Origin of the sequence: Kitasatospora sp. NBC_00374, assembly GCF_041434935.1 — a bacterium.
Taxonomy (GTDB): Bacteria; Actinomycetota; Actinomycetes; order Streptomycetales; family Streptomycetaceae; genus Kitasatospora.
The window spans coordinates 2,154,495-2,166,824 of sequence record NZ_CP107964.1; the positions used below are offsets into that span (position 1 = coordinate 2,154,495).

The 12,330-nt window shown below is 76.6% G+C and carries 10 protein-coding genes; 4 read left to right on the forward strand and 6 right to left on the reverse strand.

All coding sequences use genetic code 11. From position 1 onward, the window contains the following. Positions 1 to 8: 8 nt before the first annotated feature. Genes OG871_RS09575 through OG871_RS09585 form a run of 3 tightly spaced genes read right to left on the reverse strand, consistent with a single transcriptional unit; the run spans position 9 to position 7,092 of the window. Complete coding sequence (locus OG871_RS09575) at positions 9 to 998, reverse strand: ABC transporter ATP-binding protein (RefSeq protein WP_371495918.1); 990 nt, start codon at positions 996 to 998, stop codon at positions 9 to 11. Then, the gene (locus OG871_RS09580) at positions 995 to 3,772 is read right to left on the reverse strand and encodes a hypothetical protein (RefSeq protein WP_371495920.1); all 2,778 of its coding nucleotides are present in this window, start codon (positions 3,770 to 3,772) and stop codon (positions 995 to 997) included. The genes OG871_RS09575 and OG871_RS09580 overlap by 4 nt, the downstream gene beginning before the upstream one ends. Next, positions 3,769 to 7,092: an FtsX-like permease family protein gene (locus OG871_RS09585; protein WP_371495922.1), complete on the reverse strand. Its 3,324-nt coding sequence runs from the start codon at positions 7,090 to 7,092 to the stop codon at positions 3,769 to 3,771. The genes OG871_RS09580 and OG871_RS09585 overlap by 4 nt, the downstream gene beginning before the upstream one ends. Before the next feature lie 149 nt (positions 7,093 to 7,241). Between OG871_RS09585 and OG871_RS09590 the strand changes: the two genes are divergently transcribed. Continuing rightward, positions 7,242 to 7,958, forward strand: coding sequence for an ABC transporter ATP-binding protein (locus tag OG871_RS09590; protein ID WP_371495923.1), 717 nt, complete (start codon positions 7,242 to 7,244; stop codon positions 7,956 to 7,958). 248 nt (positions 7,959 to 8,206) lie between these two features. On the opposite strand, the gene OG871_RS09595 is transcribed toward OG871_RS09590, so the two are convergent. Then, positions 8,207 to 8,479, reverse strand: a complete 273-nt coding sequence (locus OG871_RS09595) for a DUF1876 domain-containing protein (RefSeq protein WP_371495925.1) — start codon at positions 8,477 to 8,479, stop codon at positions 8,207 to 8,209. A 362-nt stretch (positions 8,480 to 8,841) separates the two neighbouring features. Here OG871_RS09595 and OG871_RS09600 point away from each other — a divergent pair, with 362 nt between their 5' ends. From OG871_RS09600 to OG871_RS09610, 3 genes are all read left to right on the forward strand, one after another. Then, positions 8,842 to 9,660 carry a YndJ family protein gene (locus tag OG871_RS09600; protein WP_371495927.1) on the forward strand — a complete coding sequence of 273 codons (819 nt, stop codon included), beginning with the start codon at positions 8,842 to 8,844 and terminating at the stop codon, positions 9,658 to 9,660. Further along, positions 9,657 to 10,175, forward strand: a complete 519-nt coding sequence (locus OG871_RS09605) for a DUF1990 family protein (protein ID WP_371495929.1) — start codon at positions 9,657 to 9,659, stop codon at positions 10,173 to 10,175. Before OG871_RS09600 ends, OG871_RS09605 begins: the two co-directional genes overlap by 4 nt. Before the next feature lie 92 nt (positions 10,176 to 10,267). Then, positions 10,268 to 10,885: a class I SAM-dependent methyltransferase gene (locus OG871_RS09610; protein ID WP_371495931.1), complete on the forward strand. Its 618-nt coding sequence runs from the start codon at positions 10,268 to 10,270 to the stop codon at positions 10,883 to 10,885. Positions 10,886 to 10,971: 86 nt separating this feature from the next. Here the strand turns inward: OG871_RS09610 and OG871_RS09615 are convergent, their stop codons facing one another. Then, complete coding sequence (locus tag OG871_RS09615) at positions 10,972 to 11,643, reverse strand: anti-sigma factor (protein ID WP_371495932.1); 672 nt, start codon at positions 11,641 to 11,643, stop codon at positions 10,972 to 10,974. Next, on the reverse strand, positions 11,640 to 12,224 hold the full coding sequence (locus tag OG871_RS09620; RefSeq protein ID WP_371495933.1) for a sigma-70 family RNA polymerase sigma factor: 585 nt from the start codon (positions 12,222 to 12,224) through the stop codon (positions 11,640 to 11,642). The genes OG871_RS09615 and OG871_RS09620 overlap by 4 nt, the downstream gene beginning before the upstream one ends. Positions 12,225 to 12,330: the final 106 nt, after the last annotated feature.

Below are 12,330 nucleotides of genomic sequence, written 5' to 3' on the forward strand. Positions count from 1 at the left end.
CGCGGCGCTCAGCCCTCGGACGCCGCGTCCGGCCGGACCGCGATGTGGTCGGCGGCGAGATCGACCGCCACCCGGTGCTCCATGCCGAGCGCCTCCAGGAACTTCGCCGGGAGCTGGACCCGGCCGGTGCGGTCGAGCATCACGTACTCCCGCTCGCTGACCGACTCCGTCCCGTGCTCGTCGGTGACGGTGCGCCGGAGCACCTCACTGCTGGTCCGGCCGTCCCGGACCGCCACCGTCCGGCGTACCTCGCCGGCCACCAGCGGGTCGTGGGTGACGATGACGACCGTGGCGCCGAGTTCGCGGTTGACGGTGCGGAAGGCCTCGAAGATCCCGGCTCCGGTCTCCGAGTCCAGCTCGCCGGTGGGCTCGTCGGCGAGCACCACCGCCGGGTCGTTGGCCAGGGCCACCGCGATCGCCACCCGCTGCTGCTGGCCGCCGGAGAGCCGGTCCGGCCGGCGGTCGGCGAGGTCGCCGACGTCCAGGGCGTCCAGGAGTTCCGCGACCCGGGCCGCCTGCCGCTTCGCCGCCCCGCGCGAGCGTCCGCCGCCCCGCAACTGCATCGGCAGGGCCACGTTCTGGGCCGCGGTCAGGAACGGCTGGAGGTTGCGCGCGGTCTGCTGCCAGACGAAGCCGACCACCTCGCGGCGGTAGCGCAGGCGTTCCCGGGCGGACATGCCCAGCAGGTCGCAGCCGGCCACGGTCGCCCGGCCCGCCGTCGGAACGTCCAGGCCGGCGAGGATGTTGAGCAGCGTCGACTTCCCGCTGCCGGAGGCACCGACCAGGGCGACCAGGTCACCCTGGTCGACCAGCAGGTCGAGCCCCTGGAGGGCCTGCACCTCGATCCGGTCCGCGCTGAAGATCCGCACCAGCCGGTCGCAGGCGATCGCCGCGCCGGCCCCGTACGCCCGGGGCTCGGCGGCGGCCAGCGCCCGGTGCTGAAGATCCCGCAGGGTCGGCGACCCGTCCGCGGCCAGGTCCTGGGACGCGCTGCTCAACGGCTGTCTCCCGCTCTCAACTCGGTGGTGATCTGTCGACGGCCCCGGACCGCGGCCTCGGCCAGTACGCCCACGGTGGTGAGCGCGGCGACGGCCAGGGCCTGGACCAGGACGGGCAGTACGGCGGGCCGCAGCCCGGTGGGCACCGGGGTGCCGACCATCGACGACAGGTCGACGGCCGGCCCGAGCAGCGCCACCGCGGCCACCGCCGTCACAGCGCCGCCCACCGTCGCGACCAGCGCCTGCGGCAGGGCCTCGGCCAGCAGCAGCGCCACCGCCTGTCGCGGCCGCAGGCCCATCGTCCGCAGCCGCGCGAGCAGGGCCGCCCGTTCGGGTGCCGCCCGGACCAGGCCCAGCAGCACGGACAGCAGCGCGAACCCGGCCGCCCCGGCCACCGTCGCCCGGAACAGCCGGTCCGCCGTCCGTTGCAGGGAGTCGGCGCTCAGCTCCGCGACCTTCGCGGCACTGGTGTGCACCTGGTTCACCGACCGCTCGGGGTCTTCGGCGCTCACCCCGGCCTCGTGGGCCAGCCGCCGCAGCCCGGCGTCGTCGATCGCCCCGAGGCCGAACCACCCGTTGGGGTGGGCCAGTTGCGCCAGGCGGGTGGCGGCCGGGCCGACCGGGAGCAGCACCGTGGCCCCGCTCCCGCCGGGAAGGGCGGGCGTACCGTCGACCACTCCGGCGAAGACGACGGGGAGGTCGGCTCGCCCGGGCAGGCGCAGGCTGTGCGCCCCGGCCGCCTGCCGGTTCGCCAGGTCCCGGGTGACCAGCGCGGGCACCGGGTCCGACGGTCCGCCGGCGGCGGCGAGCAGCGCCGGGTCGAACCGGCCCACCCCCACCGTCCGGGCCAGCTCCGCGTACGACACCGGGTCGACCACGACCAACGTCGCCCGCACCGGGACGCCGTCGGCGCCGACCATGGTCACCCCGTCGTCGGTCCGGACCGCGGTGGCGGTCCGGACACCGGGCAGCGCCGCCGCGGCCGTCAGGAACGCCTCCGGGAGGTCGGTGCCCGGCGCGGCGGTCACCTCGGCGTCGCCGCCCACGGCGACACGGGCCGCCTGGAGCCGGGCCGTGTCCACCGACGCCAGCACGGTGGCTCCGAAGCCCGCCGTGGTGACCGCGAGCACCAGCGCGAGCTGGGGCAGCAGCGACGGGCGCCGCCGGCCGTCTCCGCCCCGAGCCGCGCGGGCCAGGCCGAGGAAGCCGACCGCCCCTGGGCGCCGCCCGGCGGCCCGCGCCAGGGCCCCGATCAGCAGCGGCTGGAGCCGGGCCAGCAGCAGCGCCCCGGTGAGGGCCAGCAGCAGCGGGGCGGCGACCAGCAGCGGGTCCGGGCCCTCACCGGCCGGCGCCACGCCGCGGCGGCGGACCTCGGACACGGCGGCCGCCGTGACGGCGAGCACCAGCGCCTCCGCGGCCACCCGCCGCCAGCCGGCGGGCCGGCTCCGGTCGCCGAGCAGGCCGACGGCCCGGGCGGGGAACGCCAGCAGGGCGAGCACGGTCGTGGCGAGCGCGGCCGCCAGGGCGGCCGTCCAGCGCGGGGTCGGCAGCAGCAGGAGCGCGAGCCCGGTCGCCGCCGCGGCGGCCGGCAGCACCGTCACCGCCCCCTCGCCGAGCAGGCGGCGCAGGATCCCGGCGCGGGAGCCGCCGCGGGCCCGCAGCAGCCGCAGCTCCTGTGCCCGGCGGTCGGTGGTGAGCACGGCGGCCAGGCACAGCACCACGGCGGCGACCCCGGCCGCCCCGGCCGGGCCGGAGGCGGTGAGCGGGGCGGTGGCGGACTGCCGGGCCTGCGCCCGTTCGAGGAGGTCGGGCAGCACGGAGGTGATCCGCAGGTCCGACCGGGCGGTGACGCGGGTCAGCTCGGTGGCCGTCGGACCGGCGACGAACGCCCGGATCTCCCGTGCGGTCCCCGCGAGCCGGTCGGCGCGCAGCGCACCGGTGTCGACCGGCAGCCGCCAGAAGTCCTCGGACTGGACGCCCCAGGGCCGGAGCGCGGGCAGGGACTCGGGGCCGACCAGCGCGGCGGTCTGCCAGAAGGTCCGGGGCGGGATGTCGTCGTCGGTGTTGAGGCAGGCTCGGAGCAGGCAGGGCAGGCCGGTCCAGACCTCGTCCGCCGGATCGGCGGCGTACAGGCCGACCACCTGGACCAGCTGGCGGCCGTCCATGTTCGTCCCACCGTCGAGGACCGCGCCGAGCCCGGCGCCGATCGCCTTGGCGGCGGCTGTGGCGAGTGCGACCGGGACCGCGCCGTCCGGGCCGGGCCGGCCGCTCGGCCAGCGTCCCTCGACCAGCCGCACGTGCGAGGGCGCCTCGGCCACGTACGCCAGGGTGAGGGTGGGCGGCAGGCCGTCGGGGCGTGCCAGCTCCGGGTTCGTCAGCCTGCGGGGTTTCAGCGCCCGCGCGCCGTGGACGGGGCCGCTCGGATCGAGGCGGAAATCGTGGCCGGTGCGCGCGGTGAGGCGTCCGAGCACCACGTCGAGGTCCTGGGCGCTGCCGCCGGAGGCCGAGGCCGCGGTCGCCAGCAGGCTGGTCCCGGCCGGACCACTGCGGGCCAGGTAGCTGTGCAGTGCCCCGTCGGCGCCGCGGTCGAGCGCCCGGGGCAGGGCGGTGGCCAGCAGGACGACGGTGAAGGCGAGGACCGCGCTCAGCACCGCGGCGAGCGGCGTGGCGCGCAGCCGGGTGAGCACCCAGGGGGCGGGCCGCAGTGGCGGGCGGCCCGCGCCGCCCGGGGCCTGCGGGGCCGGCGGCCGGGCCGGGGTCACGGGCGCGCTCACGTCTCCTCCACGAACCGCAGGCGGGCGGCCAGGTCTCGGTGCCGTCGTCCGCCGAGGAAGGCCGACAGCAGGGGCCCGGCGGCGATGGCCGCCGCCAGCAGGGCGGTGGGCCCGGCCGGCAGGTCGACCAGGACCTCGGGGACCGGACGCCCGGCGGCGGGGGTGAGCACCACCAGGGGGACCACCAGATGGGCGATCAGGGTGCCGAGGCCGAGCCCCAGCGCCGTGCCGAGGCCCACCAGGACGGCCTGTTCGGCGACGGCTGTGCGGGCGAGTCGTCGCCGTGGCGCACCGAGGGCCAGCAGCACGGCGGACTCCCGCGCCCGTTCGGCCGCTCCGGCGGCCGCCGCCGCGGTGAAGCCGATCGCGGCCAGTACGGCGGCGGCGACGGCCAGCGCGGCCAGCGCGCTCTGGGGCGCCGCGCCGAGCGGGTCGGCGAGCAGCCTGGCCGCGGCCTCCTCGCGCAGGTCGAGGCTCTCGGCGCCGGCCGAGGAACGCAGGACCGCGGCGGCCCGCACCGGGGTGTCGTCGTGCGGGCCCGCGGCGGGCAGCCACCACTCGGACGGGACGGGGCGGTCCGCCCCGGCCGCGGCCAGCAGCCGCCCGGCGGCGGCCAGGTCGACGAGGACCGCCGTGTCGCCGACGGCGGGGAGCGAGCCGACGACAGCGGTGATCCGCAGCGGCACGACGGCCGCGCCGCCCACCGGGACGCGGACCAGGTCGCCGACCGAGGCGCCGACCGCCTCCAGGTAGCCGCGGGTGGCCAGGGCCGGCAGTTCCTTCGGGCCGGCCTGCGGCTGCCCGCCGGAGGCCGGGGTGAGGATGGCCCGGGCGTTCGCCCCCGCCGACGGTCCGGCCCGGTAGCCGAGGACGAGGAGGGCCGGCCGGTTCGGGGGGCCGGCACCCGGTGTCCAGCTCCCGTCGGAGGCGGCGGCGTCGGCCGGGGTGGTGACCGACCAGGTGAGCGCGGCGGGGGCGGCGACCTCCGTGGCGGGCCCCTGGGGGCTGTCGGCGACCGTGAGCCGGCGCACCGTCAGCTCGCCGATGACCTTCTCCCTCGGCTGGGCGCCGCCGGAGACCACGAACCCGGTCAGGGTCAGCGGCGCGGCGGCGGATCCGAGCGGGGCGCCGGCGGCCGTGGCCAGGTCGACCGAGGTGGTCGCCTCGCCTTCGGCGGGCAGCGCGGGCACCGGGACCCGGTGGGTCAGCCCGAGGCGGTCCGTCAGCAGCAGCCACAGGTCGAGACGGCTGGGGCCGGTCGCGGGCGGGCCTGCCGAGCCGTCGGGCGTCCAGACCGATCGCGCCAGCACCCGGACGCCCAGCTCCAGGTCGATCCGGGTGGGGTGGCCGGGAAGACGGAGGCCGGCCTCGTCGACGGGGCCCGGGGTGAGCGGGCCGAACAGGTCCCGCACGCTGCGGCCGTCGAGCAGGTCGGGCCGGACCGGCAGGTGGTCGGCGGCCTTGGCGGCGTCGAGCGCGATGAGCTGCCCGGTGCGGCCGCCCGGCAGCGGCTGCTCCGAGCGGAGCAGCGGTATCAGGCGGTCGGCGCCGGGCAGGGAGCCGTAGCGGCCGACCTGGCCGATCGGGGCGACCGAGGAGGCGGTGATCCGCAGGCCGCCGGCGGTCGCGTAGTCCGCCTGGTCGCGTTGCGAGGCCGACCAGGCGGTGTGCTGTCCCAGCGCCAGCACGCCGCTGGACACCGCGAGTGTCAGCAGCAGTACGGGCCCGGTGGAGCGGGCGGGCCGGCGGGCCAGCTGCCAGCTGACCAGCGCGGTCGCCAGGCCGCGTCCCCGGGCCGCCAGCGTGCCGCCCAGCCGGGCCGCGTACGGGAGCACCCGCAGGAGCAGCAGGCTGCCCGCGCACAGGGCGAGGGTGGGTGCCGCGATCAGCACGGGGTCGACGCCGCGTCGGCCCGTCCGGTCCGGGGCGGGTCCGCCGTGGCCGTGCCGGGCGAGCTGCTGGTAGGCCAGGGCGGCGAGGGCGAGCAGCGCCAGGTCCGCGCCGGATCGGGCCGCTCCGGCGACCAGGTTCTGCCGGCGGCCGGCCCGCCGCAGGGTGACGGCGCCGACCCGGCGGAGCAGTGCGGGGGCTGCGGTGAGCGCGACGCACGCCAGCGCGCAGCCGGCCGCGACGGGCCACAGGGTCCACCGGAGGCCGGTGTCCAGCGGGACCCGGGCGAGTGGCCCGAACCCGCCCAGGGCGCGCAGCAGCAGCGGGGTGAGCAGGGGTGCGAGCGCGGCGGCGGGCAGTGCGAGCAGCAGTGCCTCGACCGCGGCCAGTGCGGCCAGTTGCCGGCGGGCGGCGCCGCGGGCGGCGAGCAGGCTGTTCTCGTTCTCCTGACGGGCTGCCATGAGCGCGACGACCAGCAGCAGGGCCGCCGCGGCGAGCACGGCGAGTTGGAGGGCGCCGACCAGCAGGGTCGATCGGGAGACCAGCACGCTGGTCTTCAACTCGGCTATCAGCTCGGGAAGTTCGGTACGGACCTGGAGCCCGCTGGAACGCTGGAAGGCGAGCTGGAGCGGCTCGGCCCGGGCGCGCAGGGCGTCGACCTCGGCGGGCCGGGCGTCGCCGAACCCGGCCGTGACGAGCCAGTTCCGCCCGTCCTGCCGGATGCGGCCGGTGCCGAACACGGCCTCGTCGACCAGCATCGGGCCGTAGGTGGTGAAGCCGACCACCTGGATCTCCCGGCCGCCGAGCGGGTCCAGCCGCCAGTACGGCGCGGCGCGGTCCACCGCCCGGTACACACCGGTGAGCCGCAGGGTGAGGGGTGCGCCGCCGAACCGGTCGTCGAGGACCACCTGGGCGGGCAGCGCGTCGGGGGTCAGGCCGAGGCGGGTGAGCGCGGCCTGCGGTACGGCGGCCTCGACGGGGTCGCCGGGCCCGCCGGGCGGCGCCGGGAGCCGTCCGGCCGCCAGCTCCACCCGGCCGTGGTCGAGCGCGGCGAGCACGGTGAGGTCCGGGTCCTTGCCGCCGGAGTCCCCGGCGGGCCGGGGGGTGGCGGCTGCGGCGGGCAGCCCGTACGAGCGGCTGCGCGGGACGCTCTCGACCGTGGTGGGCAGCCGGCCGAACAGGTCGTCGGCGAAGGCCCGGACCGCCGCCTCGTCCTGGGCCCGCGCGCCGGCGTCACGGGTGCTGCCGACGAGGACGGTCGTCCTGGTCCGGTCCGGCCCCTGGAGTGCCTGGCGCAGGCCGGCCTCGCCGACGGTCCGGTCGAAGGCCACGAGCGTGGTGAGCACGGTCGTGGTGATCAGTACCGTCAGCAGTACGGCCGCGGCGAGGGCTGGTCGCCCGCGCAGGCGGCGGACGACAAGGCCGAGCATCCGTTCCTCCCCAGTTCCGGCCGAGGAGCACCGGATAGCGGACGATGCTGTCAGATTTGGTCACTGTACGGAAGAGACTTGCGTTTCTTATGTGCTCAATGAGCAAATTCGAACATCGGCACCGATGATCCGCCCAGGGGGAGAGCACCATGACGCAGCATCGGGACCCGGCCACCGCACCGCCGCCCATGGTGGTGGTCGAGGACCTCCGCCGGAGCTTCGGCACCGGACCACAGGCCGTGCACGCCCTGCGCGGGGTCTCCTTCTCCGCCGGCCGCGGTGAACTCACCGCGCTCAAGGGCCGATCCGGATCCGGCAAGACCACCCTGCTGAACCTGGTGGGCGGCCTGGACAGGCCCACCGCCGGCAGCGTCCGACTGGACGGCACCGACCTCGCCGGCCTCACCGAGGACGGCAGGCTCGCCCTGCGCCGGGACCGGATCGGCTTCGTGTTCCAGTCCTTCGGCCTGATCCCGGTGCTGACCGCCGCCGAGAACGTCGGCGTCCCGATGCGCCTGCGCAGGGTGCCCGCCGCCCGCCGCGAGGAGCGGGCCCGCACCCTGCTCGCCATGGTCGGGCTGGCCGACCACGCCCGGCAGCGGCCCGGCGAACTCTCCGGCGGGCAGCAGCAACGCGTCGCCATCGCACGGGCGCTGGCCAACGAGCCCGCCCTGATCATCGCGGACGAGCCGACCGGCCAGCTCGACTTCGAGACCGGGCGCTCGGTGATGCAGCTGCTGCGCGCCGTGGTGCGCAGCGAGGGGGTCACCGCCCTGGTCGCCACCCACGACCCCGCACTGATGGAGCTGGCCGACCGGGTGGTGGAGCTGCGCGACGGCCGGATCGTCGAGGAGGTCCGCGCCTGAGACCGGCGGGGGAGCGCTCTCCCGCCGGTCGGCCGCCACACAGCTCACCAAAGCGCTGGGCGACGGCGCCTTCCAGGTCTGCTCGGCGCCGCACGTCACCCCGGTGGTCGGACTGACGGCCATGGCGCCGCGATGCGGCCGGCCGTGCGGCGGGCCGGGCGGTCCCGGGCCGACGCCCTCGGCCGGCCGGTCGCGGGCACGGCGGCCGAGGACGGTCCGGGGGTGTCACCGCGGCAGGAGGCGGCGCGTCACATCAGCGGGTAGTCGGGGGCCTTCGCGTTCGACTTGAGCTCGTCGTGGGCCTTGGTCAGCAGTTGCATGGCGAGGTCGTTGAGGGCCCGGGCCCCGGCGACCTCCTCGCCGACCCGGAGCTGCGGGGCGTCCGCCCGGTGCCGGGTGCTGTAGCCGTGCGAACGGACCTCCGTGCCGTCCGCCAGGCGGACCAGCGCGGCCGCCTTGGTGCGGTCGCCCTCCTCCTGGAACTCCATCTCGATGTGCCATCCGACCAGGGTTCTCATCACTGCCACCTCCTGGGTGCGTTGGTGCGCTCCGACCCGGGCGCGTGCCGCCCGCTCAGCCCGGCGACCGTCCGCCGTCGGCCGGATCGCACTCCTCCCGGCCGGTGTCGGCGTGGACCACCTTGGCGGCCCGCTCGGGCCCCCCGGGGACGACCCGCTGAGGCCGGCCGCAGCGGGGGCAGATCAACGGGTCTTTCGGCATGACACCCGCCCGCGTGCGGACGGCCGAGGACGGACGGGCACGCGAGCCCTCCTTCTCTCTCAGTGTGCGCCGCCGACTGCGCCGAGGGCGATGTTGAACGCGTTCAGTTCTGTGCGTAGAGTCTGCGGCAGCAGAGTTTGAACGCGTTCAAGAGGGGGCTTCCGTGACCGTCCTGGTCAACCTGATCGTGCTGCTCGGCATGGTCGCCGTCCTCCCGCTGGGTCTGCGGCTGACCTACGGCCGGGGCTCGCGGACCGCCCGCTGGTGGCCCGTCGCCGCCCTCCCGGGCGCCGTCGCGCTCTGGCTGCCGCGCGGCCCCACCGCCGCCGCGGCCGCCGGGGTCTACGCGCTCGCCACCCTGGCGCTCGCGGCCCGGGCCCCGCTCCGGCTCGCCCGCACCCGCTCCCTCGCCCCGGCCGAGGCCGCCGTCCTGACCGCGCTCACCGCCCCCTCGGTCGCCGGACTCGCCCTGGTCGCCGAGCGCGCCGGGTACCGGCTGTTCGGCTTCGACCTCGACATCCTGGCCCTGACCGTCCCGCACTTCCACTTCGCGGGCTTCGCCGCCGCACTCGTCGCCGGGCTGGTCTGCCGCACCGCACCCGCCCGGCCCGCCGCCCGGCTCGCCGCGCTCAGCGTGCCCGCCGGCACCCTGCTGGTCCTCGCCGGCTACTTCGTCGACGACTGGGCCGAACTGCTCGGCGCCCTGGTGCTCACCGCCGGCATGTGGCTGGTCGGGCTGGTCACCTGGCAGGACCTGCGGCACCGCACCGCCGACCGGGTCACCGGACGCCTGCTGGGCACCTCCGCCGCCGTCCTCGCCGCGACCATGCTGCTCGCCCTCTGGTGGGCGCTCGGCGAGGCGTCCGGCATCCCCCACCCGACCCTGACCTGGATGGCCGCCACCCACGGCCTGGGCAACGCGCTCGGCTTCGCCCTGTGCGGCCTGCTCGCCTGGCACCGACTCGAGGAGCAGCACCGATGACCGCCACACCGTTCAGCTACCGCGAGGTCGGCGCGACCACCCGGCCGGGGCCGCTGCCCGACGGGTACCACCACCTGCACCACCGCGTCCTGATCGGCCACGGCCGCGACGTCCTGGAGGCCGCCGGGGCCGCCGTCACGACCTGGCGGATGCACCGCGAGGCGGGCGTCCGGGTCCACTCCCCCGCCGGGCGCGCCGAGGCCGGCGTCCGGGTGGACTGCGCGGTCGGCGCCGGGCCGCTGCGGATCGTCGCACCCTGCCGGGTGGTGTGGGCGGCCCGGGAGCCGGACCGGATCGGCTTCTCCTACGGGACCCTCGGCGGGCACCCCGAACGCGGCGAGGAGGCCTTCGTCGTCGAGCTGGACGCGGCACTGGCGGTCTGGTTCACGGTGACCGCCTTCAGCCGCCCGGCCCGCTGGTACACCCGCCTGGCGGGGCCCGCCGTACCCGTCCTGCAGAAGCTGTACGCGCGCCGCTGCGGCCGGGTCCTGCGCCGGATCGCCGCGGACCGATGACCCTCCCGCTCCCGGCTCCGGTCCGGGCCTGGCGCTCACCTCGGCGGCGAGCCCCGGGAGTGCCAGACTGGAGGGGAGCTCCGGAGGTTGTCATGGGCTTCTACGCCGAGCAGGTCGTGCCGCGGATCGTGAACGTCGCGTGCGCCATGGGGGAAGCCGGGGAGCTGCGCGAGCGGGTCTGCGCGGGCCTCGCGGGCGAGGTGCTGGAGATCGGTTTCGGCTCGGGGCTCAACGTGCCGCACTACCCGGCGGCGGTGACCCGGGTCGACGCCGTCGAACCGTCCGAGGTGGGCTGGCGGCTGGCCGGCAAGCGGCTCGCGGCGTCGCGGGTGCCGGTCCGGCGGGCGGGGCTGGACGGGCAGGTGCTGCCGTTCCCGGACGACAGCTACGACGCCGCGCTGTCGACCTGGACGCTGTGCACCATCCCGGACGTCGCCGCCGCACTGCGCGAGGTCCGACGGGTTCTGCGGCCCGGCGGGACGCTGCACTTCGTGGAACACGGGCTGGCCCCCGACGAGAACGTCCGGCGCTGGCAGCACCGGTTCGACCCGCTGGAGCAGCGCCTCTTCGCGGGCTGCCACCTGGACCGGCCGATCGTCGGACTGCTCACCGACGCGGGATTCACCATCGCCGAACTCGACGTCTTCTACGAGAAGGGCGCCCCGAAGCCCATGGGCGCCGACTCCCTGGGCGTGGCCGTGGCCGCCTGACGCCGGCCGGGAGCCGACGGACGACCGGGTGCACCGCCGGCGTTCGGCGGTGCACCCGGTGGGCCGGGGTCAGACCTGGGTCGGGGTCAGACCTGGAGCGGGACGGACACCAGCAGCTGCTTGCCGTCCAGGGTGCGGACCTCGAAGTGGTCGATCTCGGACGGCTGCAGGGCCGCCCCGCCGGAGGTCTGCAGGGCCGCGTCGGCGCCGTAGCCGGTCGGCGGGACGGACCAGCTGGTGACGGTCTGCCGCTCGCCGGCCCGCGAGACGGCGATCAGGTCGCACTGCTTCGGGCCCTGGACGTTGGAGAGGGCCAGGCTGACCTGGCTGCCCCACTTCTTCTGGGTGACCCCGACGGTGGCGGAGACCCCGGTGGTGGGGTCGGTGGCACTGAACTGCTGGGCGGCCACGGCGGCGGGCTTGTCCTCGTGGGTCACGGCCAGCGTCACGGCCGGGCCGCCGATCACCAGCACGGCCGCGGCGGCGACCAGGAACAGCCGGCGGGTACGGGTGCGCCGGCGGGCCGCGGAGACCTCGTCCACGAGCCGGCCGAGCAGGTGGTCGCTCGGCTGCTCCAGGACCGGTCCGGCCTCGACGAGTTCGGCGAGCAGCGGTTCCAGGCCGCCGAGTTCGTCCATCTCGGCGCTGCAGCGCGGGCAGCCGGCCAGGTGCGCCTCGAACCGCAGCCGGTCGGCGGGGTCGAGCACGCCGAGGACGTACGCGCCGACGTCGAGGTGCTCGTCCTGATGCGACGTCACGGTGTCACTCCTCGCTCCTCCAGCGCGATCTTCAGCGCACGCAGGGCGTAGAAGATCCTGGACCGGACTGTGCCTGCTGGGATGCCGAGCTCGGCTGCCGCCTCATTGACCGTACAGCCTTTCAGGTAGGTGGCGACGATGACCTCACGGTGGGCATGGCTGAGGTCGTCGAGCGCGTCGGAGATGGTCATCAGTCGTAGCGCCTTTTCGAGTTCGTCCTCGGCGGGCAGCAGTTCGAGCGGTGACGGGTCGACCTCGCGCGGGCGGGCCAGACTGCTGCGGTGACCGTCGATGACGATCCGCCGGGCGACCGTCACCAGCCAGGGGCGGACCGAACCGTGGTCGACGTCCAGGCGGTGGATGTTGCGCCAGGCCCTGACCAGGGTCTCCTGCACGACGTCCTCCGCCCGCTGCCGATCGCCCGCGACCAGTCGCAGGACGAAGCCGAACAGCGGGCCGGCGTGGTCGCGGTAGAGCGTCCGCATCAGCTCCTCGTCCGGCCCCGGGCCTGTCGGCGGCCCGCCGTCGGACAACCGTCCGGCGGCGCGGGGAAGGTCGGTCACGGTGCCATCCTTGCGCACCCGTTGCCTCCTGGTCGAGACGGGGTCGCCCTTGGCGGACGAATTCCGTCGGTCGCTACGGGCGGCCGCCTCAAGTCGGCGGCCGCATCTGTCGATATCCCCAACG